25 protein-coding genes are annotated in these 24,698 nt (G+C 42.8%); 14 read left to right on the top strand and 11 right to left on the bottom strand.

Annotated elements, in window-relative coordinates; all coding sequences use genetic code 11:
* Positions 1–517: 517 nt before the first annotated feature.
* From cysQ to rfbB, 11 genes are all read right to left on the bottom strand, one after another.
* Positions 518–1,276: a 3'(2'),5'-bisphosphate nucleotidase CysQ gene (gene cysQ / locus ACO067_RS13890; RefSeq protein ID WP_421874960.1), complete on the bottom strand. Its 759-nt coding sequence runs from the start codon at positions 1,274–1,276 to the stop codon at positions 518–520.
* A gap of 150 nt (positions 1,277–1,426) precedes the next feature.
* Positions 1,427–2,719, bottom strand: a complete 1,293-nt coding sequence (cysN, locus tag ACO067_RS13885) for a sulfate adenylyltransferase subunit CysN (protein ID WP_421874959.1) — start codon at positions 2,717–2,719, stop codon at positions 1,427–1,429.
* Between the two features lie 3 nt (positions 2,720–2,722).
* Positions 2,723–3,076: a four helix bundle protein gene (locus ACO067_RS13880; RefSeq protein WP_421874958.1), complete on the bottom strand. Its 354-nt coding sequence runs from the start codon at positions 3,074–3,076 to the stop codon at positions 2,723–2,725.
* A 55-nt stretch (positions 3,077–3,131) separates the two neighbouring features.
* Positions 3,132–4,037: a sulfate adenylyltransferase subunit CysD gene (gene cysD, locus ACO067_RS13875; RefSeq protein WP_421874957.1), complete on the bottom strand. Its 906-nt coding sequence runs from the start codon at positions 4,035–4,037 to the stop codon at positions 3,132–3,134.
* A 1-nt stretch (position 4,038) separates the two neighbouring features.
* Complete coding sequence (gene cysC / locus ACO067_RS13870; protein ID WP_421878310.1) at positions 4,039–4,638, bottom strand: adenylyl-sulfate kinase; 600 nt, start codon at positions 4,636–4,638, stop codon at positions 4,039–4,041.
* Between the two features lie 60 nt (positions 4,639–4,698).
* Positions 4,699–5,952 carry a nucleotide sugar dehydrogenase gene (locus ACO067_RS13865; RefSeq protein ID WP_421874956.1) on the bottom strand — a complete coding sequence of 418 codons (1,254 nt, stop codon included), beginning with the start codon at positions 5,950–5,952 and terminating at the stop codon, positions 4,699–4,701.
* A 6-nt stretch (positions 5,953–5,958) separates the two neighbouring features.
* A complete protein-coding gene (locus ACO067_RS13860; RefSeq protein WP_421874955.1) occupies positions 5,959–6,903 on the bottom strand; it encodes a UDP-glucuronic acid decarboxylase family protein in 945 nt (314 codons plus the stop codon).
* Entirely contained in the window at positions 6,900–8,213 is a 1,314-nt protein-coding gene (locus ACO067_RS13855; RefSeq protein WP_421874954.1) for a UDP-glucose dehydrogenase family protein, read from the bottom strand. Before ACO067_RS13855 ends, ACO067_RS13860 begins: the two co-directional genes overlap by 4 nt.
* A 27-nt stretch (positions 8,214–8,240) precedes the next feature.
* Positions 8,241–8,780 (bottom strand): dTDP-4-dehydrorhamnose 3,5-epimerase, encoded by a 540-nt coding sequence (rfbC, locus tag ACO067_RS13850; RefSeq protein ID WP_421874953.1) that lies wholly within the window; start codon positions 8,778–8,780, stop codon positions 8,241–8,243.
* Positions 8,771–9,637: a glucose-1-phosphate thymidylyltransferase RfbA gene (rfbA, locus tag ACO067_RS13845; RefSeq protein ID WP_421874952.1), complete on the bottom strand. Its 867-nt coding sequence runs from the start codon at positions 9,635–9,637 to the stop codon at positions 8,771–8,773. The genes rfbC and rfbA overlap by 10 nt, the downstream gene beginning before the upstream one ends.
* On the bottom strand, positions 9,634–10,689 hold the full coding sequence (rfbB, locus tag ACO067_RS13840) for a dTDP-glucose 4,6-dehydratase (RefSeq protein ID WP_421874951.1): 1,056 nt from the start codon (positions 10,687–10,689) through the stop codon (positions 9,634–9,636). The genes rfbA and rfbB overlap by 4 nt, the downstream gene beginning before the upstream one ends.
* A 163-nt stretch (positions 10,690–10,852) precedes the next feature.
* On the opposite strand from rfbB, the gene ACO067_RS13835 reads away from it, so the two are divergent.
* The 14 genes from ACO067_RS13835 (at position 10,853) to rodA (ending at position 24,698) form a co-directional block, all read left to right on the top strand.
* On the top strand, positions 10,853–11,506 hold the full coding sequence (locus ACO067_RS13835) for a heme exporter protein CcmB (protein ID WP_421874950.1): 654 nt from the start codon (positions 10,853–10,855) through the stop codon (positions 11,504–11,506).
* Positions 11,507–11,562: 56 nt separating this feature from the next.
* A complete protein-coding gene (gene ccsA, locus ACO067_RS13830) occupies positions 11,563–12,222 on the top strand; it encodes a cytochrome c biogenesis protein CcsA (protein WP_421878308.1) in 660 nt (219 codons plus the stop codon).
* A gap of 4 nt (positions 12,223–12,226) precedes the next feature.
* A complete protein-coding gene (locus ACO067_RS13825; protein ID WP_421874949.1) occupies positions 12,227–12,436 on the top strand; it encodes a CcmD family protein in 210 nt (69 codons plus the stop codon).
* Between the two features lie 4 nt (positions 12,437–12,440).
* Positions 12,441–12,845 (top strand): cytochrome c maturation protein CcmE, encoded by a 405-nt coding sequence (locus ACO067_RS13820; RefSeq protein WP_421874948.1) that lies wholly within the window; start codon positions 12,441–12,443, stop codon positions 12,843–12,845.
* A 3-nt stretch (positions 12,846–12,848) separates the two neighbouring features.
* Positions 12,849–15,371: a heme lyase CcmF/NrfE family subunit gene (locus ACO067_RS13815; protein WP_421874947.1), complete on the top strand. Its 2,523-nt coding sequence runs from the start codon at positions 12,849–12,851 to the stop codon at positions 15,369–15,371.
* Entirely contained in the window at positions 15,371–16,159 is a 789-nt protein-coding gene (locus tag ACO067_RS13810; protein ID WP_421874946.1) for a Rossmann-like and DUF2520 domain-containing protein, read from the top strand. The genes ACO067_RS13815 and ACO067_RS13810 overlap by 1 nt, the downstream gene beginning before the upstream one ends.
* Positions 16,156–17,031 carry a geranylgeranylglycerol-phosphate geranylgeranyltransferase gene (locus ACO067_RS13805; protein WP_421874945.1) on the top strand — a complete coding sequence of 292 codons (876 nt, stop codon included), beginning with the start codon at positions 16,156–16,158 and terminating at the stop codon, positions 17,029–17,031. Before ACO067_RS13810 ends, ACO067_RS13805 begins: the two co-directional genes overlap by 4 nt.
* Complete coding sequence (locus ACO067_RS13800) at positions 17,022–17,603, top strand: phosphoribosylglycinamide formyltransferase (protein WP_421874944.1); 582 nt, start codon at positions 17,022–17,024, stop codon at positions 17,601–17,603. Before ACO067_RS13805 ends, ACO067_RS13800 begins: the two co-directional genes overlap by 10 nt.
* Positions 17,604–17,637: 34 nt before the next feature.
* Positions 17,638–19,164 carry a bifunctional phosphoribosylaminoimidazolecarboxamide formyltransferase/IMP cyclohydrolase gene (gene purH / locus ACO067_RS13795; RefSeq protein WP_421874943.1) on the top strand — a complete coding sequence of 509 codons (1,527 nt, stop codon included), beginning with the start codon at positions 17,638–17,640 and terminating at the stop codon, positions 19,162–19,164.
* Between the two features lie 62 nt (positions 19,165–19,226).
* Positions 19,227–20,255, top strand: a complete 1,029-nt coding sequence (locus ACO067_RS13790; protein ID WP_421874942.1) for a rod shape-determining protein — start codon at positions 19,227–19,229, stop codon at positions 20,253–20,255.
* Between the two features lie 6 nt (positions 20,256–20,261).
* A complete protein-coding gene (gene mreC / locus ACO067_RS13785; RefSeq protein ID WP_421874941.1) occupies positions 20,262–21,074 on the top strand; it encodes a rod shape-determining protein MreC in 813 nt (270 codons plus the stop codon).
* A 161-nt stretch (positions 21,075–21,235) separates the two neighbouring features.
* Complete coding sequence (locus tag ACO067_RS13780; RefSeq protein ID WP_421874940.1) at positions 21,236–21,589, top strand: hypothetical protein; 354 nt, start codon at positions 21,236–21,238, stop codon at positions 21,587–21,589.
* The gene (mrdA, locus tag ACO067_RS13775; protein ID WP_421874939.1) at positions 21,586–23,433 is read left to right on the top strand and encodes a penicillin-binding protein 2; all 1,848 of its coding nucleotides are present in this window, start codon (positions 21,586–21,588) and stop codon (positions 23,431–23,433) included. Before ACO067_RS13780 ends, mrdA begins: the two co-directional genes overlap by 4 nt.
* Positions 23,430–24,698, top strand: coding sequence for a rod shape-determining protein RodA (rodA, locus tag ACO067_RS13770; RefSeq protein WP_421874938.1), 1,269 nt, complete (start codon positions 23,430–23,432; stop codon positions 24,696–24,698). Before mrdA ends, rodA begins: the two co-directional genes overlap by 4 nt.

Genomic DNA, 24,698 nt, shown 5'->3' with positions numbered 1-24,698 from the left:
GGTAAAAACAAATCGAGAAATCAAATCAGTTGAATGGTAAGTCTTCAGAGACTTCAAGTGATCTAATAAATAATCACTCAATGATAGATCCACTCGTCGGGCACCCCGATCTTCACCTTGTTGCGTCGTGGAATGACGAAAGGAGCGGACGTCATCCCACGGATTTCTACCCAACACTTTGGGAGAAATATCGGGGGATCTGAATTAGTATATTGTACTATCGGATTAGTTATTTTCTTGGGTAAAACAAATCGAGAAATCAAATCAGTTGAATGGTAAGTCTTCAGAGAACTTCAAGTGATCCAATAAATAATCACTCAATGATAGATCCACTCGTCGGGCACCCCGATATTCACCTTGTTGCGTCGTGGAATAACGGTCGTTAAATTGGATGACATTTGGTAACTACTGTTCCTCACCCGTTGAAAGCCAAGGCAAAATAATTTGTTGAGCAACAAAAAACATGTAGTCTACAGGGTTTGTCATGTTGAGCCTGTCGAAACATCAGACAAACCCGTCACCTTACTTTCCCAGACACCAAAAAATAAGGATTCAACAAGTTCTCTTTGTTGTAAACCACTTTGCGGTCTGAATCCTTCTGCACCACAGTACCTCCGGCCTCTTCCACTATGATCTGAGCAGCCGCAGTATCCCATTCCATGGTCGGGGCATAGCGTGGATATAAGTCTGCCTGACCTTCAGCAACCATTAGCAACTTAAGAGAGCTTCCTTTCGACACAATCTCAGGTTGGTTTAACTCAGCCAGGAAGGATTGCGTCTCATCATTTAAATGAGAACGAGATGCAACTACCTTCAACGCCTTATCCTCTCGACTGAAAGAGTTGACATTTAGCTTCTTACCGTCTTTGAATGCTCCTTCTCCGATTATCGCCCAATACAAATCCTTCAACACCGCAGTGTAGACCACACCAGCTACCACTTCATCTCTGTGGATCAAAGCAATATTCACTGTGAACTCTCCATTCTTCTTAATGAATTCCTTGGTACCATCCAATGGATCAATCATCCAGAAGTAATCCCAGTTTTTGCGTTCTTCAAAAGGCACCGTACTACCTTCCTCGCTTAATATGGGCAAGTTGGTCTTTTCCAGAAACGAAACAATCACGTTGTGAGAAGCTTTGTCAGCTCTAGTTAATGGGGAGTCATCCGACTTAGCCTCTATGGAGAAATCACCACTTTCATATATTTCAATAATGGCTTCTCCAGCTTTAATGGCTGCCTGTTTGGCAGTACTAATTAATTCGTTGATATCCATATGATGTGAACAAAAAGAGGCTGTCTTTAAATGAGTGGAATAGGCGTATTATGTCACATCGAGCCAGCCTGACGGTAGGCAGGCTCACCCTGACAATCTCATTACCTTTTGAGACGGCCTCTCCCAGTTGGTTTTATTATTCTGTTTGATTTAAATGATCATCCCAGCTGCAACCGTTTCATTGGTCGCTTCGTCTACCAAAATCAAGCTTCCCGTTTGGCGATTTTTTCGGTAAGAATCTGCCAGGACTGGTTTGGTCGTTCTCAGTTGTACACGGCAGATGTCATTCATTTTGATCTCCTTATCCTCTTCATTTCTATGAAGGGTGTTGATATCCAGCTTGTACCGCACTTCTTTGATCATCGCTTTCATGTCAGCTGAAGTGTGACGTAAGGTGTACTTTGTTCTAGGCATTGGTCCTTTTTGATTCAGCCAGCACATCATCACTTCAATATCTTGCTTAGGCTCTGGTTGATTATTGGTTCGCACAATCATATCACCTCTGCCAATGTCAATATCATCTTCCAAGGTAATGGTAACTGACATGGGTGCGAAAGCTTCATCAATTTCACCATTGAAGGTATCAATCGACTTTATTTTAGAACTGAAGCCTGAAGGCAACACTGTCACCTCGTCACCTGGCTTAAACACACCACCAGCTATTCGACCTGCATACCCACGGTAATCGTGAAACTTGTCAGACTTAGGACGAATAACTGTCTGTACCGGAAATCGACAATCGATGTGATTGTAGTCACTGCCAATGTGGATGTTCTCCAAAGTATACAATAATGTAGATCCTTCAAACCAGGGCATGTGTTCACTTCGATTGACGACATTGTCCCCCTTCAAAGCACTAATCGGAATAAAACGCACATCTTTCACGTCAAGCTTAGCGGCAAATTTTTCGTATTCGCTAACAATACGATCATAGGTGGCTTTATCATAATCCACCAGATCCATCTTATTGATACAGACCACCACATGTGGTATTTGTAGTAAGGAGGCTATGATCGAATGCCTACAGGTCTGATCTACCACTCCATTTCTTGCATCAATCAGGATTAAGGCCACGTTAGCCGTGGAAGCTCCAGTCACCATGTTGCGAGTGTACTGAATATGCCCCGGAGTATCCGCAATGATAAACTTTCGTTTTGGTGTAGCAAAGTATCTATAAGCCACATCGATGGTTATCCCCTGCTCACGTTCATCTTTCAGACCGTCCGTCAACAGAGCCAAATCAGTTGCTTCCAGGCCCTTACGCTCACTGGATTGCTTCACCTGCTCCATTTGGTCTTCAAAAATGGATTTAGAGTCAAAAAGCAACCGTCCAATTAAGGTGCTTTTTCCGTCATCTACGCTCCCAGCAGTAGTGAAGCGTAGGAGTTCCATGTCTAAATAGCTGTTAGCATTGGCTGTTGGCTGTTGGCTATTACTATTCATATTTCAATCCTTTAATTTATTTCTAAGTGCATTAATTTGCTTAGACTCTAGGTCGAGTTTATCCATCAATTCCTGAGCATCGTTGAAACTGGTAAATCCCAATTTGCTAGCAATGACCAATTGCGTCTTCACTTCAAATGCTGAACCCAATGCAATTTCCAAGTATCGTTTAAACTCTTTCTCACTCGAACGACTACAACCTTCAGCAAAATTAGACGGAATGGATACAGCGGCTCTCCTAACCTGAGAAATAAGCCCAAATCTTTCTTCATCAGGCCAGTTCTTAGTCATTTCATAGATATCCACAACGAAATCAATACCGTTGTTCCAAACATCATATTTAGTAAAGTCTCTCATATCTATTAATTAAATCAAGAAGTGCCAACGGCTAAAGGCCGAAGCTGGGGCCACATCAAAAATATCCCTGTCTTTTCCGATCCTCCATGGAAGTCTCAGAACGCTTGTCATCCTCACGATTACCGCGCTCGGTATTTCTGGCAGCTGCCACTTCCTCAATGATTTTCTCCAATGTATCCGCATCGGATTCTTCACCACCCGTAATCGTGATATCACCTAATGTCCTGAAGCGAATTTGTTTTTCAACAATCTCCTCTTTAGGATCCATTGTGATAAAGTCTGAAACTGGAAGCCAGGTATTGCTTCTGCGAATAACCTGACGCTGATGAGCAAAATACAACGAAGGAATTTCTATTTGTTCTGCCAAAATATATTGCCAAACGTCCATTTCCGTCCAGTTACTCAATGGAAATACTCTAAAGTGCTCTCCATGATGCTGTTTGCCGTTGAAGATGTTCCAGAGTTCCGGTCGCTGGTTTTTAGGGTCCCACTGACCAAACTCGTCTCGATGGGAGAAAAACCGTTCTTTCGCTCTGGCCTTTTCTTCGTCTCGACGTGCTCCACCGATAGCCGCATCAAACTGATGTTCTTCGATGGTGTCCAGAAGTGTCACCGTCTGAATCGCGTTCCTTGTGGCATTTTTTCCTCTTTCTTCAGCGGCCCTGCCATCGTCGATCGATTTTTGAACTGACCCGACAACCAGCTTAGCACCTAGCTTTTCTACCAATGCATCTCTAAAAGCAATGGTCTCAGGAAAATTGTGCCCAGTGTCCACATGTACCAATGGGAAGGGAATCTTTCCCGGATGAAAAGCCTTTCTCGCGAGGTGCGTTACAACTATCGAATCCTTACCTCCTGAAAAAAGTATCGCCGGATTCTCAAACTGAGCAAAGACCTCCCGCAAAACATAGATCGATTCTGCCTCTAATTCTTTTAAATGGGTCAAATTATAGCTTTTCATGCTACTTCAATTTTATCTTCATTTGATCAATCAATTCTTTCAACGACTCTTCCACTGTCTTGCCGGCAGTTTCCAGATGAATATCCGGGTGCTCAGGCCGCTCAAACGGACTATCTATACCAGTGAAATTCGGAATTTTTCCAGCTCGTGCTTTGGCATAAAGACCTTTCACATCTCTGGATTCACAAATCTCCAAAGGAGTATCTACAAATATTTCTATGAAATTTTCCTTGCCAACAAGTGCTTTTGCTTGGGCACGGTCTTCCTTAAATGGAGATATGAAAGCTGTGAGTACCACTACCCCAGCATCTATAAACAACTTAGAAACCTCGGCAATGCGGCGTATATTTTCTTTTCGACTTTCATCTGAAAAATCTAGATCATTATTCAACCCGGACCTCACATTATCTCCATCCAATATGTAGGTATGGTAGCCTTTGTTAAACAAATGGGTCTCGAAGGCTCCGGCTAAGGTAGACTTTCCAGAACCGGATAGTCCTGTAAACCAAAGCAGTTTGGGTTCAAACCCATACTTTTCAATGCGATCCCTCAGCTTGATCTGATGGTCATGAGGAATAATATTTTCCTTATAATCCAAAATGCAATTGTTTATTTTTCAGTTGGGCCAATGGGAGGGCAAAATTGTTGAAATATTTTTAGTTTAGAGACGTGCATCTGATATTTCTTTCGGCAAACAGGCTTTCACATCATAAATCACCGACACGTTCTTACGGATAGCGTTCCAATCCTGGCTAAGGTAAGCTTGGTGAGCAACCGCCAAAATCAGTCCCTTATAATTCGTCAGGTCTGGATTCTTTACCAGTTCAAATCCATATTCCTGCAATACTTCATCAGGATCGGCCTGCGGATCATGCACATCCACGTCAATACCGAAATCAGTTAACTCTCGATAAATGTCAATGACTTTGGAATTTCGAATATCCGGACAGTTCTCCTTAAAGGTAATTCCCTGAATCAAAACCCTGGTATTTGAATCCAGATGCCCACCCTTAGAAAGCAGCTTGATCATTTGCTGTGCTACGTAGGCACCCATACCATCGTTGATTTTCCTGCCGGCAAGAATAACCTGTGAATGGTACCCTAATGCCTCTGCTTTATATGTTAGGTAAAAAGGATCCACCCCTATACAGTGTCCTCCCACTAATCCAGGCTGAAATTTCAAAAAATTCCACTTGGTACCTGCCGCCTCCAACACCTCACTTGAATCAATACCCATCCGATTAAATATCAAGGATAGCTCATTAACGAATGCTATGTTGATATCGCGCTGCGCATTTTCAATCACTTTAGCAGCCTCAGCCACCTTGATGGAAGAAGCCAGATGTGTACCTGCCGTGATAAAAGACCGATAAAACAGATCGATCTTTTCGGCTACTTCTGGTGTACTCCCGCTCGTTACCTTCAGAATGGTTGTTAATCGGTGAACCTGATCGCCTGGATTAATCCTTTCCGGAGAATATCCACAAAAGAAATCTTCATTGTAAACAAGACCACTTTGCTCTAAAAGAGGAACACAAACCTCTTCCGTACAACCAGGAAATACTGTTGATTCGTAAACCACGATATCTCCTTTGGTCAAAACCTGAGCAACTGTTTGGGTCGCTTTCAAAAGTGGTGTCAGGTCTGGTTTATTGTGCCGATCAACCGGAGTGGGGACAGTAATGATGTATAGATTACAGTCTTTCAAGTTGACCAAATCGCTCGAGTAGGTGAGGTTATTCGCCGATTGAAGTTCTGAACGACTAACTTCATTCGTGCGATCAGTTCCTGCTAGTAGCTCATTGATACGATTTTTAGAAATATCAAACCCTATGGTATCATACTGTTTACCTATTTCTACGGCAAGTGGTAACCCCACATAGCCTAATCCAATAATACCTACTTTGTAGTTCATTCCTCCTTAGCCCAGTACTTTCTTCTTAAAATAATCAAGAGTTGGTTTCAAACCCTCCGCTCTCGAATACTTTGGTTCCCAACCAAGAATTTCCTTAGCCAATGTAATATCGGGCTTCCGCTGTTTCGGATCATCTTTTGGTAAGGGTTGATAGATGATTTTGGACTTACTTCCTGTCAGTCGAATGATTTCTTCACCAAATTCATTAATGGTGATTTCCTCCGGATTACCAATGTTTACGGGTTGAGCATAGTCACTCAACAACAATCGATAAATTCCTTCGATCAGGTCATCTACATAAATAAAGGAACGCGTTTGACTTCCATCCCCAAAAGCAGTAAGATCTTCACCTCTCAGTGCCTGAGAAATAAACGCAGGCAATACTCTTCCATCATCCAGTCTCATCCTCGGCCCGAAAGTATTGAAAATACGAACTATTCGAGTTTCTAAGCCATGAAAGGTATGATAGGCCATCGTCATGGCTTCTTGAAAGCGCTTGGCTTCATCATATACCCCTCTTGGACCAACGGGATTAACATTCCCCCAGTAATCTTCCTTCTGTGGATGTACTTGTGGATCACCATATACCTCAGAAGTCGAGGCAATCAACATTCTGGCTCCTTTGTCTTTGGCTAATCCCAGACAGTTCAACGTGCCTAATGAGCCCACTTTCATGGTTTGGATAGGCATCTTGAGATAGTCGATTGGGCTTGCCGGTGAGGCAAAATGCAAAATGTATTTCAAGTCGCCCGATACGTGAACAAACTTGGAAACATCATGATGATGGAACTCAAAATCAGGATGCCCCATTAAGTGTTCTATGTTCGAAATATCACCAGTGAGAAGATTGTCCATCGCCACCACATGATATCCCTCGTTGATAAAGCGATCGCACAAATGTGAACCTAAAAATCCAGCTCCTCCGGTAACTAATACTTTTTGCTTGCTCATGATTTTACCGTTGCTCTTCCTACACTGTAATAGGTAAAGCCAAGCTCTTCCATTTGACTCAACTCGTACAGGTTTCGACCATCGAATATGATCTTATTATTCATCAGAGACTCTAGCTTGTCAAACTCTGGTGTTCTGAACACTGGCCATTCAGTCATGATCATCAAGGCATCTGCTCCATCCAGCGCATCGTATTCGTCCTTAGCAAAGTAGATTTTATCGCCAAATACACCTTCCACATTTTCCATTGCCTCCGGATCGTAGGCTTTTACCTTGGCTCCCATTGACAATAACTTGGTAATGTTCTCTAATGCTGGTGCTTCACGAATGTCATCCGTGTAAGGCTTGAAGGCCAATCCCCAAATCGCAATGGTTTTACCTGACAAATCATTATTGAAATATGCCTTTAACGGATCAATCATCTTTTCCTTTTGCGTTTGATTGACATCCATTACAGACTTCAGGATTTTGAAATCGTAGTTCACCTCACTAGCGGATTTAGCCAATGCCTGAACGTCTTTTGGAAAGCAGCTTCCTCCATACCCGATACCAGCAAACAGGAATCGCTTACCGATACGCGTGTCGGTGCCCACTCCTTTACGAACCATGTCCACATCGGCACCTAACAATTCGCACATATTGGCGATTTCATTCATGAACGTGATTTTGGTAGCCAAGAATGAGTTAGCTGCATATTTGGTCAACTCTGCAGATTTTACGTCCATAAAAATGATGGGATTGCCCTGACGAACGAACGGACCGTAAAGCTTCTCCATTACTTTCTTAGCTCTTTCTGACGCAGCCCCGATCACCACGCGATCTGGTTTCATAAAATCTTCTACAGCTACTCCTTCTCGAAGGAACTCGGGGTTGGAGACCACATCAAAGTCCACTTTGGCATTCTTAGCAATAGCCGCGTGTACTTTGTCAGCTGTTCCAACAGGAACGGTACTTTTATCAACCACCACTGTGTAATCTTCGAGTATTGGACCCAGATCATCTGCCACTTTGAGCACGTATTTCAAGTCAGCAGAGCCGTCTTCACCTGGAGGTGTTGGTAATGCCAGGAAGATGATTTTAGCATCCTTTATTCCTTCCTTAAGATCAGTGGTAAATTCCAATCTCCCTTGACGGATGTTTCGCTCAAAGAGCACTTCCAATCCAGGTTCGTAAATGGTGATCTTACCATTTTTGAGTTTTTCCACTTTGTTCACATCAATGTCTACACAAGTAACGTGATTCCCTGTTTCTGCAAAACAAGTACCTGACACCAGGCCAACATACCCTGTTCCAATTACCGCAATTTTCATAGCTTATCTATTATGTCAATATTTTATTTAAAACAATGTTGCCGCTTGAAAAGAACTCTGTTTTTGATCCTTTTCTGAAATAATGGGCAAACCTATTAAACCCCAGTCAATTTTGAGCTCTGGATCTTTGTAAAATAGACCAGTCTCAGCCTCAGGATGATAGAAATCGTCAACCGCATAATAAAAGGTTGTATCGTCTTCTAAAGTGTAATATCCATGAGCAAACCCTTTTGGAATTAACAAAAACGTATCTCTGGAGCCAATTTCCAGCCTAAAATGCTTGCCAAAAGTCGGAGAATCCTGTCGTAAATCCACTGCCACATCCACCACACTACCTGAAATCACACCGACCAATTTTGTTTGGGCATGTGGTGCTTTCTGATAATGCAGACCTCTCAGCACATTTTTGCCGGATCTCGCAAAATTAATCTGTTTGACCTCAAAATCAATTCCAGCTTTTGCCAACTCGCGTTGATTAAAGGACTCCAGGAAAAACCCACGATCATCTCCATGGAGCTGTGCTTTGATGATAAAACAATCTTTGAGAGGTGTTTCAATTATCTCCATTTGAGTACTTGCTTTAGATAAGAACCATATCCACTTTTCATTAATGGGTCAGCTAATTTCTCTAATTGACCAGCATCGATATATCCCATTCTATAAGCAATTTCCTCGATACAACTGATCTTCATTCCCTGACGGGTTTCAATTGCATGAACAAATGCCCCTGCTTGCTGTAACGATTCGAATGTCCCGGTATCCAGCCAGGCTGTTCCTCTATCTAAGCGCTCCACTGACAATTTGCCCTTTTTTAAATACTGGTTATTCACTTCCGTTATTTCCAGCTCGCCTCGCGCACTTGGCTTAATGGATTTGGCTATAGACACTACCTCATTGTCATAGAAGTATAGTCCTGGTACTGCATAATTTGATTTAGGTTCAGTAGGTTTCTCTTCAATTGACAAAGCCAACCCTGACTCATCAAATTCAACTACACCGTATCTTTCAGGGTCGTTTACCCGATAGGCAAACACTACTCCTCCATCAGGATCGACACATGACTGAAGTTTTTTCGACAAACCTGAAGCATAAAAAATGTTGTCACCCAAAATGAGAGCAACCGAGTCTTCCCCAATAAACTGCTCACCTATAATAAATGCCTGAGCGAGTCCTTCAGGTTTTTCCTGAACGGCATAGGTGAATTCACAACCCAACGATTTACCGTCTCCCAATAGCGCCTCGAACTGTGGAAGGTCTCGTGGAGTAGAGATGATGAGAATTTCCCTGATTCCTGCCAACATCAACACCGATAGTGGATAATAAATCATCGGTTTGTCGTAAACAGGCAACATCTGCTTGCTAACCGCGAGTGTCAGCGGGTGCAGTCTTGTCCCTGAACCTCCTGCTAATATGATTCCCTTCATGATTGATAATGCTCTTTGTAATAATTCTGATAATCTCCTGAGGTGACATCTTCCAGCCACTTTTCATTGGACAGATACCAATCTACAGTCTTCTCCAACCCTTCTTCAAACTGTAATGACGGCTCCCATCCCAACTCATTCTTTAGTTTAGTGGCATCAATAGCATAGCGCATGTCATGTCCTGCCCGGTCTTTCACGTAAGTGATTAGCTTTCGAGAAGTTCCTTCTTCTCGGTCCAGTTTCTTATCTAGAATATCACAAAGCAGATTGACCAGGTCAATATTTTTCCACTCATTGAACCCTCCAATATTATAAGTATCTCCTTCAGCACCTTTATGAAAAATCACATCAATAGCTCTGGCATGATCTTCCACAAACAACCAGTCACGGATGTTTTCACCTTTGCCGTAAACAGGAATCTGCTTGTTGTTTCGAATATTGTTTATGGTTAATGGAATTAGTTTTTCCGGGAAATGATAAGACCCATAATTATTAGAGCAATTGGAAATGACCGTAGGTAATCCGTAGGTGTTTTGATAAGCTCTTACGAAATGATCAGAAGCTGCTTTCGATGCAGAATAAGGTGACTTAGGATCATAAGGCGTTGTTTCTGTGAACAATCCGGTGTCTCCTAAACTCCCATAAACCTCATCGGTAGACACATGGTAGAATCGTTTGCCTTTAAAATCAGACCAATGAGATTTGGCTACATTGAGCAGTGTCACTGTCCCAATAACGTTGGTTTCCACAAACGCCATCGGGTTGGTGATCGATCGGTCCACATGTGACTCGGCAGCCAAGTGAATCACACCGTCTATTTGATGCTCAGAAAAAACCTGATCCATCGTTGCTGCATCACAAATATCCCCTTTGATAAATTGGTAGTTCGGGGCGCCCTCAACATCTCTGAGGTTCTCCAGGTTGCCCGCATAGGTCAATTTATCCAGATTCACAATCAGGTACTGTGGATAGTTTTGTACAAACCGCCGCACGACATGTGAGCCGATAAAGCCGGCACCTCCAGTGATTAATATTTTTCTCTCAAAATTCATGTTACAAATCTAGAAGGACCAATTCCAGACATTCTTCATTTTAGGTGTTCTTGGTCAATGGACCGTTAACTAGTTGAATTCCTTCGATTTTTGGAAAGGCAAAGATGACCCAAATTAATGAAAGCTTTCTAGTCAAAAAAAGGAGTTGGATTAACTTTGCAGTATGCTGAAGCAACTCCAATGGCTCATTCTCAAAGATCTTAAAATTGACTGGCGTACAAAATACCCTGCCGCTGGAATTTTACTGTACATCACCTCCCTGATCATTACCAGTTACCTGGCATTTACTGGGTTCATTGAGGCTGAAACGTGGAATGCGCTTTTTTGGTTGATCCTACTTTTCATATCCATCAATGCAGTAGCTAAAAGTTTTGCTCAGGAAGATGACCGCTCCAGCTATTATTTTTATCTCATTAGACCTTCCCAAATCATTGTCGCCAAGCTACTATACTATGGAGTATACCAATTGGTCTTAATCACACTGGCTCTCCTGGTTTTTTCTCTTTTCTTAGGATTTCCAGTAAAGACAACAGGTCCTTTCCTGCTAAACCTTGTTGTCGGCTCCCTGGGCTTAAGCTCGGCTTTTACCATGGTGTCATCCATATCTAGCAAAACCAACAACAACGCAGTGATGATGGCTATCCTTGGTTTTCCAGTGATTATTCCTATCCTGTTGCTTTCTATCTCCAATTCTAAAATACTGGTATTGGGTGGCTCAATCGCCGACATTAGTACAAATTTGATCACTCTTCTCAGTGTGAATGTTATTATCATTGCACTCTCATTCATTTTGTTTCCATTTACCTGGAAATCATGATGCTAAAAATGGTTGGAAATACGGATTTCAGAACCAATTAAAAAATGAAATACCTAATACGGACGAAGTGGTGGAAATGGCTAACGATGGCAATCTTAGTCTATGTGGTGATTGGTGGGTTTCTGTTTCAGGTTCCGAGACTGCCTATTCTGAATGAAACCATACGAGTATTGCATTTCCATGTTCCTATGTGGTTTGGCATGCTGTTTTTATTTCTAGCATCTGTGGTTCATGCCATCAAGTACCTTTCTTCTGGTAAGCTAGAAAACGATATCATGAGCAGTCAGCTGGCTGTAGTAGGTGTGGTATTTGGAATATTGGGGATGCTTACCGGGATGTTCTGGGCCACCTTCACCTGGGGCGAACCATGGAGCAATGATCCCAAACAAAATGCTTCGGCCATCGGGCTTCTGATCTATTTTGCTTACTTCATTTTGAGAGGCTCTATTCAGGACGAGCAACAAAAAGCCAAAATCTCCGCGGTTTATAATGTCTTTGCCTTTGCTGCATTAATACCTCTATTATTCATTTTGCCAAGGATGACTGATAGCCTACATCCCGGTAATGGAGGAAATCCAGGGTTCAATGCTTATGATCTGGATAGCAATCTTAGAAAAGTCTTTTATACAGCAGTGATCGGCTGGTCCTTACTTGGATTTTGGATAGCCACCATCAAAATAAGGTACAAGCTGCTCTCTGAAAAAATGGATGATTAATGTCATGAATATACTTGCGAACTTATTCTTAAATATCACGGTTTTCTTCAACGATCTCCTACTTCAAATACCAATGGCGGACACCTTTAGAAGTGAAGGCAAAATCTATGTAGTGGTTGGAATCGTTTTGATCCTGTTAGTAGGTTTCTTCATTTATCTATGGAGGATAGATAGGAAGATCGACAAGTTGGAAGAGGAGCTTAAAAACAAATAATATCATGAAGAAAAGTCACATTTTTGGAATTCTGGTTATTGCGACTGCAATCGTTGTGATCATGTCTACTGCTGGTGATGCGAGTGCCTATGTATCATTCCAAGATGCTAAGGAAATGGCCGAAAAAGGCAATGACAACAAAATTCATGTGGTAGGTACACTGACCAAAGATGAGGCTGGTCATGTAGTAGGTATAGAACCAAGTCCTGATATGATGTCATTCAAATTTCAGATGGTAGATGAAAACAATGAGACTCAGGTTGTATATCACCCGAATCCTATGCCAACTGACTTTCTTCGTTCGGAGCAAGTAGTAGTAGTCGGTGGTTATCACAATGGCAAATTCGTTGCAGATAAAATATTACTAAAGTGTCCTTCCAAGTATCAGGAAGAAGGAGTTAACACCTAATTTATGATTCATTACATTCCCGGTAACCTTGGGCATATCCTGGTTATTCTGGCATTTGTATCGTCCATTGTGGCAACCTATGCATTTGCCAAAAGCATCAACGATGATCGCCATTCATGGGCTCGCTTTGCAAAGGGAGCCTTTTATGTTCATGCCATTGCCATTTTTGGAATAGTCATTACTCTTTTTGTAATGATTTCCGGGCATATGTTTGAGTACCATTATGTGTATCAGTACACATCCAAGCTCCTACCTGTCTACTATCAGATTTCGAGCTTTTGGAACGGACAGGAAGGATCTTTCCTTCTTTGGATGTTTTGGAATGCGGTCTTGGGATTGATCCTTATACACACCAACAAGTCCTGGAGAGCCTCTATGATGGCCGTTTTTACCTTTACTCAGGCTTTTCTGGTGAGTATGATCATGGGCGTGGTTATTCCCTACCTCAATATCAAAATTGGTAGCTCTCCATTTATGCTGCTAAGAGATGTACTCAATGATCCTATCTTTCAAATGCAGCCAGACTTCATTCCTGAGGATGGCAAAGGTCTGAACCCACTTTTACAGAATTACTGGATGGTGATCCACCCGCCAACGCTCTTTTTAGGATTTGCGACCACCGTCATCCCGTTTGCTTATGCCATGGCTGGTTTGATCACAGGTCGGCTAAAAGAATGGATTCGCCCCGCACTTCCATGGGCACAGTTTTCAGCTGCAGTACTTGGCGTAGGGATATTGATGGGTGCCTATTGGGCCTATGAAACGCTGAACTTTGGTGGGTACTGGAACTGGGACCCAGTGGAAAACGCTATCTATGTTCCCTGGCTGATTCTGGTGGCGGCTTTACACACTATGATCGCTTTCAAGAAAAGCAACGTGGCGTTAAAGTCCTCGATTATTCTGGTGCTTGCTACTTACATTCTAATTGTTTATTCCACTTTTCTTACCAGAAGTGGTGTGCTAGGAAATGCTTCTGTACACTCCTTTACCGATCTCGGTTTGTCCGGACAGTTACTGATCTACCTATTTGTATTTATCATTTTATCAGTGATTCTGGCTGCCCGAGTTTGGAAACAAATCCCTGGAAGCAAAGAAGAAACCTCCGCCTATTCTAGAGAATTCTGGATTTTCATGGGTGCCACAGTACTTTGCTTGATGGGCTTTCAGGTGATCATCCCGACCTCTATTCCTGTGTGGAATGAGATAGTAGAAGCATTTGGTGGTAGCTCAAATCTGGCACCGCCTGCAGATCAGGTAGAATTTTACACCCAGTTTCAGCTATACTTTGCCATTTTAGTCGCACTACTATCTGGAACAGGACAATTTTTCTGGTGGAATAAAATGGATAAGGAAAAGCTCAAGCAAGAACTCTCCATTCCGATAATCCTTTCTTTGGTACTTTCTGCTGTCATTTTCATGGTAGCGGAAGTCAGAGATTTTTGGTACCTGCTCTTGTTAACAGCTTCAGTGTACTCCATTGTGGCCAACTTGAAAATCTTTATTTCAGTGGCCAAATCCAACATCAAATTATCAGGCGGAGCGGTCGCGCACATTGGTGTGGCCATGATGCTAATAGGCGTGCTATTCAGTTCAGGCTATTCCAAAATACTCTCGAAGAACAACACCGGTCTGCTTTGGAGCAAAGAGTTTCCAGATGAGATCAATCAAGATAACCTCCTCCTCTTTGTCAATGAACCGCGACAAATGACGGATTACCAAATGACCTACAGAGGGTTGAGGAAATTGACCACTGATCATGGCTATGTGGATTTAAATGACATTAGTGATGCGGCTAGTCCTCTAGAGTTGATTATTGGCAGAAAGACGATTTCCAGTACAGGAGAAATACTGGAAGCAGGCGATACCGTGCAAATCATCAATGCTGAGAACAGCTACTTTGAGGTTGTTTTTGAAAATGCAAATGGTAAAACATTCACACTATACCCCCGCATTCAGATCAATGAGCAAATGGGCAATGTCTATTCTCCAGATATCAACAGAACGCTTACTGCTGACCTTTACACCCATGTAAGAACATTTCCGGATCCAGACCAGGAGGTGCAGTGGAGTGAAATTGAGGAAATCACCGTCTCTCCGGGATCACAATTCTTTATTAATGACTATGTGGCCAAATTCATTAACATCGAACCACTATCAAAGCTGGATGGAATCACTTTGGGACCAGGTGACATTGCGGTGAAAGCGATCATTGAGATTCAAGGAGAATTCCAAACTTATACTGCTGAACCAATCTATGTAATTAAGGATAAAATGGCTGGAAGAGTACCAGACGTAATCAACGATTTAGCTTCAAGAATCACCATACAGTCCATCCAGCCTGAGAACAACAGTTTTGTTTTCGGATTAAGCACTACCCAAAAAGACTGGATTATTATCGAAGCGGTGGCTAAGCCGTGGATCAATGTCCTTTGGTTGGGGACTTTGCTTTTGGTGGTAGGTTTTGGTATTGCGATTAGCCGACGATACACCGAGTTCCAAAAGATGCGTGATAAAGGAATGGAATAATGATGCCGATAAAAACCACCATTGTAGGAACAGGGAATGTGGGGTTTCATCTGGCAAGCCAGCTAGGCAAGTCTAAAGACATACAGCTCACACATATTGTGAGCAGAGAAAAGTCACGTGCTGAGACATTGATCAACCAATTGGGTCTGGCGGATTCAGACCCGCTTCAAGTCAATGAACTCCCCAGTATAATCAGTGACCTCATCATTCTATCAGTTCCGGATCAAAAGCTACCAGAAGTAATTGAGGGAATAGATTTCCCAGCAGATACCGTAGTGGTTCATACTTCTGGTTCACAGCCTATGGAAATACTCACGAGCCATACAAGTATTGGGGTATTGTATCCATTTCAAACCTTCACTAAAAGTCAACAGGTCAACTTTTCAGAGATTCCTATTTTCATTGAGAGCAACTCTTCTGAGTCGTTGGAGTTAATCCAAAAAGTGGCGTCTGTATTAAGCCAAAACGTGAAAGTAGTCTCCTCGAAGGATCGGCAAAAAGTACATCTGGCTGCAGTCTATGCCTGCAACTTCACCAATCACCTCTACCGAATCGCGGAGGAAATACTGGCTGATGCAGATCTCGACCTAAAGGATCTGGAACACCTGATGAGGGAAACAGTGAGTAAAGCTGTTTCGATATCTGCCGCCAAGGCCCAGACCGGTCCGGCAATAAGAGGTGATGAAAATATCATTCAAAAGCATTTAACCCTCTTACACAACCAACCCGAGAAATCGGAAGTTTACAAGCTTTTATCAAACCAAATTGCTAGCTTGAAGGAGAAATGAAGCGCCTGATTAGATATGATTTTGTTGGTTTTCTGATTGCAAGCCGCATTCCCAACTTAATCATTATTGGTGCTACACAATACCTTACCGCCATTTTTCTGGTCTCAGAATATCCGGTAAAATACCAACAGATCACTTCTCTGGGTTTTTTAATGATGAGCGTAAGTACGGTCATGATCGCTGCTGCCGGATACATCATCAACGACTACTACGATCAAAAAATTGACATGGTCAACCGTCCAGAAAAAGTCGTGGTAGGAACAATGTTTCGTAGACGGCTGGCCATGCTGGCGCATATAGTACTCACTTTTGGAGCCATTGGCATAGGCTTCTACCTCAACATCAAAGTAGGGGTGGTTCACATCATCTCTTCTTTTTTTCTCTGGTATTACTCCAATCAGCTCCGCAGAATCACGCTTATCGGTAATCTGGTGATCGCATTTCTCACTGGGCTTACCCTACTCATGGTTTGTGTCTATTTAGGCAGAAATGAAATTCTCGTGTACATCTATTCGCTCTTCGCCATGGCCATCACATTGGTCAGAGAAGTGCTCAAAGACATTGAAGATGTGAAAGGAGATTCAGCATTTGGATGCGAAAGCATCCCGGTGATCTTTGGAATTAGAGGGGCTAAACTTTTCATCTATCTCGTGATCGGGGGAAGTGGAGCATTTCTATTATCCTTCTTGATCACCATTGACAATTGGCTGGTGAGGTATTATTTCATGGCGTTGCTGCCCATTTTTCTTTGGTTCATTTACAAACTGATCTACGCCGACCGTCAAAAGGATTATCAAAGTCTCATTAGATTTACCAACCTAATTATTCTATCAGGTCTAATCAGCATGATCCTTTTGAAACCATGGCTATAAACATTGCAATTTTTGCCTCAGGTAGTGGCACCAATGCCGAACAGCTCATTAAACACTTTGATCAGGTAGATGGAATCTCCATCAATGCAGTCTTCTGCAACAAACCCGATGCTTACGTGATCGAACGAGCTAAAAAGCTCAACGTTTTACCATTCGTTTTCAATAAGTCAGAGTTTGCAGATACGAGTTTCGTGGACAAACTGAAAAGCCTGAAAACGGATTTCATCGTTTTGGCTGGATTCCTATGGAAAATCCCGGATTTCCTGATTCAGGAGTTTCCAAACAAAATCATCAACATCCACCCAGCACTCTTACCGGCTTATGGAGGCAAAGGGATGTACGGTTCCCGGGTGCATGAAGCTGTGATCAACAACAAAGAGTCCAACTCCGGAATTACCATTCACCTGGTGAATGAAAACTATGATGAAGGACATATTCTGTTCCAGGCCAGCTGTGAGATTTCATCGGATGACACCCCTGATTCACTCGCTGGGAAAATTCATCAACTTGAACACCAATATTTTCCGTTGATCGTGGAGGATTACATTACGGAATACACGTCAAAAAACTGAGGAATCTTTAGCTTTGCAGCTTATTTTCAGGCACATGAGCAAAGTACAGATCAAATCAGCACTTATTTCGGTTTTTTACAAAGATGGGTTGGCCCCAATCGTGGAGCAACTCAACGAATTGGGTGTAAAAATTTATTCTACTGGAGGCACACAAAGTTTCATTGAAGAGCTGAATGTACCCGTTACAGCAGTAGAAGATGTTACTGACTACCCATCCATCTTTGGCGGTCGGGTGAAAACGCTTCACCCAAAAGTATTTGGTGGAATCCTGCACCGAAGAGACCATGAGGGAGATCAGGCTGAAAAAGCACAATATGACATTCCAGCAATCGATTTGGTCATTGTAGATCTGTACCCGTTTGAAGAGACGGTGACAAGTGGCGCCAGCGAAGCGGATATCATTGAGAAAATAGATATCGGAGGAATAGCGCTCATCAGAGGAGCAGCGAAGAATTTTAAAGATGTGTTGATTGTGTCTTCAAGAGAATACTACAGTGACCTTCTTGAGATTCTAAAAGAACAAAAAGGTGAAACGACTCTAGAAGACCGCAAGCTTTTTGCGACCAGAGCATTTGACACTTCTTCTCATTACGATTCGGCCATCTTCAACTATATGAATAGTGAAGGTTTGGTGCCATCTTTCAAAACGAGCGCCCGAAACGGCAAAGTACTTCGTTATGGTGAAAACCCGCATCAGCAAGGTGTTTTCTATCAGGAGACAGAGCCCTATTTTGAGCAGATTCATGGAAAAGAAATTTCCTATAACAATCTGGTGGATATTGAAGCAGCTATACAGCTCATTGGTGAGTTTGGAGATGAAACAGCATTTGCCATACTCAAACATAACAACGCCTGTGGAGTAGCAACTGCCGATAACGTCAAAACCGCTTACGAAAAAGCATTTCAGGCGGATACCATTTCAGCCTTTGGAGGCATCCTGGTGACCAACAAAGAAGTAACTAAAGAGGCGGCAGAAGAAATGCACTCTTTGTTCTTCGAAATCCTAATTGCTCCATCCTTTTCTGAAGGAGCTCTGGAAGTATTGAAACAAAAGAAAAACCGAATCTTGCTAGTGCTGAAAAAGGGCTGGGATCGCAAAAAGATACATAAGAGCATGCTCAATGGCACCTTGGTACAGGATTATGATCACGTCACTGATAGTGCTGACAACTTACAAGTGGTAACGAAAGTGGCACCAACAGCAGATCAGGTAGACAGTTTGATCTTTGCTTCTAAAATCTGTAAACAGTCTAAGTCGAACACCATCATTCTGGCCAACAATGGTCAACTCTATGCAAGTGGAGTAGGTCAAACATCTCGTGTAGATGCACTCGAGCAAGCCATTGAAAAAGCAAAGAAATTTGGTTTTGACCTCAATGGAGCGGTTATGGCTTCAGATGCGTTCTTCCCATTCCCGGATTGTGTGGAGATAGCTGACAAAGCGGGAATCAAGGCTGTGATCCAGCCAGGAGGTTCTGTGAAAGACCAGTTATCCATTGATTATTGTGACGAGCACGGCATGGCCATGGTGTTCACAGGTACCCGTCATTTTAAACATTAGTATAACCAAACAATACATATTAAATTCGTAGCTTTCCCAACAAAACACACAGCGAGTAGAACATGGGTTTTTTCGATTTCTTCAACAGTGATATAGCAATAGATCTTGGTACTGCTAACACCCTGATCATCAGCAAGGATAAGATCGTGGTGGACGAACCATCTATCATTGCCATAGACAAACACAACAACAAAGTGCTGGCGATTGGTCGTGAGGCGATGCAGATGCACGAAAAGACTCACGAAAACATTAAAACCATCCGTCCATTGAAAGACGGGGTAATTGCCGATTTCCACGCTGCAGAGCACATGATCCGTGGCATGATCAAAATGATCGACAATGGGAAAAGCAACTGGATGCCATCTTCGCACCGAATGGTGATTTGTATCCCTTCTGGAATTACCGAGGTAGAGAAAAGAGCGGTACGTGACTCTGCCGAGCACGCTGGAGCTAAGGAAGTTTACATGATCCATGAGCCAATCGCGGCAGCCATTGGTATTGGCATCAACATCGAGCAGCCTGTTGGGTCTATGATTGTGGATATCGGAGGTGGTACCACGGAGATCGCTGTGATTGCCTTGAGTGGTATCGTATGTGACCAGTCAATTCGTGTGGCAGGTGACTCATTTAACAAAGACATTCTTGATTATATGCGTAGACAGCACAACCTCCTCATCGGGGAGCGAACAGCTGAACGTGTCAAAATAGAAGTTGGATCTGCGCTGACAGAGCTGGATGATGGACCAGAAGACTACGAAATCCGAGGACGTGACCTGATGACCGGTATTCCTAAGGTTATTAAGATCTCCTATTCCGAAATTGCTTTTGCCATTGATAAGTCTGTTTCGAAAATCGAGGAAGCGGTATTGAAAGCTCTTGAGATTTCTCCTCCAGAGTTGTCCGCTGACATTTACGATAATGGAATTTACTTAACAGGTGGTGGAGCTCTTTTGAGAGGATTGGACAAGCGTCTGTCTATGAAAACTAAGCTTCCGATTCACATTGCAGAAGATCCATTGAGAGCGGTAGTGCGTGGCACCGGCTTGGCATTGAAAAATCTAAATCAGTATAAGCCTGTATTGATGACCTAAAAGTGAATGCAAAACCTACTCAACTTCCTTTACCGGTTTAGAACCTTCGGGTTATTTCTGCTATTGGAAGGGGTTTGTGCTTGGTTGATCATCGCCTACAATCAAAGGCCAAACGCTGCATTCCTGAATTCCTCCAACTCCCTGGTAGCAGGAGTGAATCTATTGACCAGCAATACCACAAACTACTTTCAGCTCAAGCAAATCAACAGCCAGCTAGTGGCAGAAAATCAACTCCTGCGAGAGCAACTAGCTAACCACTCTTTGGGGAAAGTGGAATTAGACACCTCAAAAGAACGCTACATCCTTAAGAAAGCTCGAGTGATCAACAGCACCTTTAGGCGGTCCATGAACTACATGACCCTGGACGCGGGCCTGGACCAGGGAATAAAGCCTGGCATGGGCGTAATCTCTGGATTTGGAGTAGTTGGGCAGGTAAAGTCAGCATCAAATAGCTTTGCCACGGTGACCTCACTCCTTCACCGAAACCTACTGATCTCCAGCAGTATTTCCAGAACGAACACACTATGTACTGTTCAGTGGGATGGCGAATCACCCTTGCAAGCAGAACTGAAGTATGTACCAAGGCACATCCCAATAAAAGAAGGTGATAGCATAGTCACCTCTGGATACAATGCTATATTTCCAAAGGATATATACATTGGAAAGATTGCGTCCTTCGAATTGGAAGACAATGATGTTTTCTACAATGCGAAAATAGACCTGGCTGTAGATTTTAGCTCTGTCGACTATGTCTTTGTGATTGAGAACCGAATGAAGCAAGAACAAGACAGTTTGGAATTAGAAGCCATTACCGAATAATGCTTAGGATCAATTATCAACAGCAGGCCTTACATTTAGTGGTATTCCTTATACTGCAGGTGCCGTTTTTATATAAACTGGTTCTATTTGATTCTGCTTTTGGTTTTTTCTACGTAGGATTCATTTTATTCTTACCATTCGGACTTAACAGAAGTCTTGCAATGGGAATCGCATTTCTTACTGGCCTGACAGTGGATATGTTTAGCAATACACCTGGCATTCATGCTTCCGCTACTATACTGCTGGCATTCATCAAAGACTTTTGGTTTAGAGTAGTCATTGACCGATCAGATGACGACATACAGCTCAGCTGGAATGAATTAGGTATTTGGGGTTCTGTAAAATATTTGCTCCCATTAATATTTGTGCACCACGCCATCATCTTCTCCATTGAAAACGGTGGATTTAATTCGTTTGGATTTTTGTTCATAAAAGTGATGTATAGTGCGCTCTACAGTTTTGTGATTGTGTTCGCACTCAGTTTTCTCATTGCACCAAAAACCAGAAGAATATGAGCGGAAGATCATTTATTATTCAAGGCGTGATTGTATTGATAGCACTAGTCTTTTCTATCAGGCTATTTTCGATTCAGGTATTGGATGATGAATACAAACTGGCCGCTCAGAATAATATCCTCCAAAAAATTGTTGATTACCCTTTCAGAGGATTGATCTATGACCGGGACGGAAACCTACTAGTATACAATACTCCGGTTTATGACCTGATGATTGTCCCAAAGGAAGTTGATCTAAATGATTCCGCGGAGATCATGAACCTACTGGAGATCGATCATGCCACTTTCGAATCCAAATACGAGAAAGCCAGAAGATATTCCAGCATTTTAGCCTCCAAATTTATGGAGCAGATACCCAACGATATGTTTGCTCGCATACAGGATCGACTTGTCAATTATAATGGGTTCTATCCACTACCAAGGACTGTTCGTGGTTATGAAAAGAATATTCTTGCCAATACCCTGGGCTATATTGGAGAAGTAGATCGCAGAGAATTGAATCGTGACACCACCAACTACTATAAAAGTGGTGACTACATTGGCAAAATTGGGATTGAAAAACAATACGAAGATAAACTACGTGGCAAGCGTGGCATTCGCTACAAAATAGTAAACGTACAGGGAGTAGTCAAAGGTGAATTTAGAGATGGAGAATATGATACAGCGTCCGTTCCGGGGCAAAGCATTCAACTCACGATCGATACCGAACTACAAACCTATGCCGAAAAATTACTCAAAGGGAAAGTTGCCGGCCTTGTGGCTCTGGACCCTAAAACGGGTGAAATCATTGCCATGGTTTCCTCTCCAAGTTATGATCCCAACCTACTCAGTGGAAGAGATATCGGTAAGAACTTCAGTAAAATTCAGGATGATTCATTGAAACCTCTGTTTAACCGACCTTTGCAGGCTATGTATCCACCAGGGTCCATGTTTAAAACCATACAGGCGCTCATAGCCATGCAAGAGAAAAAGCTCTATCCCAATGAGAAAATCATGTGTGAGGGCAACCTGATTGGTGACCATGCTCCCCCAGGGATATATGATGTGGAGCGCGCTATTAAACTATCTTCGAACAATTACTTCTACAAAGTTTTCAAAAGAGTAATCGAGCAAGGCGATCACGAAAACCGATACATCGATGCACGCATCGGAATGGAAAAGTGGAACGACTACATTTATAAGTTTGGACTCGGACATAAGCTTGGCGTAGACATCCCTAACGAAAACAATGGGTTCATCCCAGATATATCCTATTACGATAAAGTATACAAAGGTGCCAATACATGGGCATTTAGTAATATATACTCACTCAGCATTGGTCAGGGTGAGCTGTTGGTGACACCACTACAAATGGCCAATCTCGGAGCACTGCTTGCAAACCGTGGACACTACTACACCCCACATATCGTCAAATCCATAGATGGCCAAGGTCTCATAGAACCCCAACGAAATGATGTAGGAATAGATGATCAATACTTTCCTCCAGTAATTGATGGAATGGAACAAGTGGTTCGGGAAAACGCCTTCCGTGCATACATCCCAGATCTACCAATTTGTGGTAAAACTAGTACTGTAGAAAATCCACACGGAATGGACCACTCCGGATTCATGGCTTTTGCTCCAAAAGATGATCCACAAATCGCCATAGCAGTGTATGTGGAAAATGCCGGTTGGGGAGCTCGAGCTGCAGCTAGTACAGCCAGTCTTGTTATTGAGAAGTACATCAAGGGGGAAATCAGTCGACCTTGGGTTGAAGAGTTCGTGTTGAAAGGGGATTTTCTGGATGAGCGTCAGAAACGTGAACTGGAAGCGATGAATAAAGCCAAAAGAGCAACTCAACCATGAGAAATGACCAGCTAATTTATAAGATAGACTGGATGGTCGTTTTAATCTACCTGGTGCTGGTTTTCAGTGGGTGGCTAAATATCTATGCTGCAGATTACGACCCAGATGTGAACCAGGGAATTCTTAGTTTTAGCCAAAGTTCAGGAAAGCAGCTCATTTGGATTGCTACATCGATCATCCTCATTGTGCTGATCATGATGGTAGACTTCAGGTTCTATGACTCATTTGCTTACATTGTTTTTGGAGTATTTATCTTTTTCCTTTTGGCTGTACTGCTTTTTGGACAAGAGGTAGCTGGGTCCAAATCCTGGTTTCAGCTTGGATCTTTTAAGTTTCAGCCTTCAGAGTTTACCAAGTTTGCCACAGCGCTGGCCCTGTCCAAATACCTGAGTAAGTCCACCCGAAAATCCTCAGAAATGCGTTCGCAGATCATTGGATTCCTATTCTTTCTGGTTCCACTGGGACTTATCATCCTACAAGGAGACTTAGGTACAGCCATGGTTTTTGGAAGTCTGATACTTGTGATGTTTCGGGAAGGAATGCACCCGATGATTCTGGTCGTTGGCTTTTCGATAGCCGTGTTATTCCTTGGCACACTCGTGTTGAGTCAAACAATCCTTCTCATTGGAATTGTAGTGATGACCTTATTAGGCATTGGTTTGGTCGCTAAGGCTCCGGGAAAAATAGCCGTGGTGGTAATCGCCGGTGTTTTGGCAGCTGGATTTGTACGCAGTGTGGATTTCATCCTGACGGATGTCTTAAAACCCCACCAGCAGCAACGGGTGATGCAACTTCTAAATCCGAACCGAGACCCACTTGGAGCGGGCTGGCAGGTGACACAATCAAAAATCGCCATCGGTTCTGGAGGACTTACCGGTAAAGGGTATCTGGAAGGGACTCAAACGAAGTTCAACTTTGTGCCGGATCAGACTACTGATAACATCTTCTGCACCGTAGGTGAAGAACAAGGTTGGATTGGGAGCTTCTTTCTCCTCGCGGCTTTTACGGCACTATTCTTAAGGCTGATATTTCTAGCTGAGAGACAGAAAAGTCCATTTGCCAGAATCTATGGCTATGCCGTGGTATCCATTCTCTTTTTCCACTTTGCGTTCAACATAGCCATGACCATTGGATTGTTTCCCGTAATCGGGATTCCGCTTCCATTTTTTAGTTACGGTGGGTCTTCGTTGTGGACATTCACCATTCTGCTGTTCATCTTCTTGAAGCTAGACGCTCACAGAATGCAAGTATTGCAGAGACTTTAA

Origin of the sequence: Marinoscillum sp. (genome assembly GCF_965229915.1) — a bacterium.
In the GTDB taxonomy this organism is placed as follows: Bacteria; Bacteroidota; Bacteroidia; order Cytophagales; family Cyclobacteriaceae; genus Marinoscillum.
The sequence above is the reverse complement of the archived record's forward strand: the minus strand, read 5'-3'. Positions and strand labels throughout refer to the sequence as shown.

Coding starts and splice junctions, on each gene's coding strand:
- cysQ (WP_421874960.1), bottom strand. CDS start 1,276: ATGGATATCAACGAATTAATTAGTACTGCCAAACAGGCAGCCATTAAA.
- cysN (WP_421874959.1), bottom strand. CDS start 2,719: ATGAATAGTAATAGCCAACAGCCAACAGCCAATGCTAACAGCTATTTA.
- ACO067_RS13880 (WP_421874958.1), bottom strand. CDS start 3,076: ATGAGAGACTTTACTAAATATGATGTTTGGAACAACGGTATTGATTTC.
- cysD (WP_421874957.1), bottom strand. CDS start 4,037: ATGAAAAGCTATAATTTGACCCATTTAAAAGAATTAGAGGCAGAATCG.
- ACO067_RS13865 (WP_421874956.1), bottom strand. CDS start 5,952: ATGAACTACAAAGTAGGTATTATTGGATTAGGCTATGTGGGGTTACCA.
- ACO067_RS13860 (WP_421874955.1), bottom strand. CDS start 6,903: ATGAGCAAGCAAAAAGTATTAGTTACCGGAGGAGCTGGATTTTTAGGT.
- ACO067_RS13855 (WP_421874954.1), bottom strand. CDS start 8,213: ATGAAAATTGCGGTAATTGGAACAGGGTATGTTGGCCTGGTGTCAGGT.
- rfbC (WP_421874953.1), bottom strand. CDS start 8,780: ATGGAGATAATTGAAACACCTCTCAAAGATTGTTTTATCATCAAAGCA.
- rfbA (WP_421874952.1), bottom strand. CDS start 9,637: ATGAAGGGAATCATATTAGCAGGAGGTTCAGGGACAAGACTGCACCCG.
- rfbB (WP_421874951.1), bottom strand. CDS start 10,689: ATGAATTTTGAGAGAAAAATATTAATCACTGGAGGTGCCGGCTTTATC.
- ACO067_RS13835 (WP_421874950.1), top strand. CDS start 10,853: ATGCTGAAGCAACTCCAATGGCTCATTCTCAAAGATCTTAAAATTGAC.
- ACO067_RS13825 (WP_421874949.1), top strand. CDS start 12,227: ATGAATATACTTGCGAACTTATTCTTAAATATCACGGTTTTCTTCAAC.
- ACO067_RS13820 (WP_421874948.1), top strand. CDS start 12,441: ATGAAGAAAAGTCACATTTTTGGAATTCTGGTTATTGCGACTGCAATC.
- ACO067_RS13815 (WP_421874947.1), top strand. CDS start 12,849: ATGATTCATTACATTCCCGGTAACCTTGGGCATATCCTGGTTATTCTG.
- ACO067_RS13810 (WP_421874946.1), top strand. CDS start 15,371: ATGATGCCGATAAAAACCACCATTGTAGGAACAGGGAATGTGGGGTTT.
- ACO067_RS13805 (WP_421874945.1), top strand. CDS start 16,156: ATGAAGCGCCTGATTAGATATGATTTTGTTGGTTTTCTGATTGCAAGC.
- ACO067_RS13800 (WP_421874944.1), top strand. CDS start 17,022: ATGGCTATAAACATTGCAATTTTTGCCTCAGGTAGTGGCACCAATGCC.
- purH (WP_421874943.1), top strand. CDS start 17,638: ATGAGCAAAGTACAGATCAAATCAGCACTTATTTCGGTTTTTTACAAA.
- ACO067_RS13790 (WP_421874942.1), top strand. CDS start 19,227: ATGGGTTTTTTCGATTTCTTCAACAGTGATATAGCAATAGATCTTGGT.
- mreC (WP_421874941.1), top strand. CDS start 20,262: ATGCAAAACCTACTCAACTTCCTTTACCGGTTTAGAACCTTCGGGTTA.
- ACO067_RS13780 (WP_421874940.1), top strand. CDS start 21,236: ATGGGAATCGCATTTCTTACTGGCCTGACAGTGGATATGTTTAGCAAT.
- mrdA (WP_421874939.1), top strand. CDS start 21,586: ATGAGCGGAAGATCATTTATTATTCAAGGCGTGATTGTATTGATAGCA.
- rodA (WP_421874938.1), top strand. CDS start 23,430: ATGAGAAATGACCAGCTAATTTATAAGATAGACTGGATGGTCGTTTTA.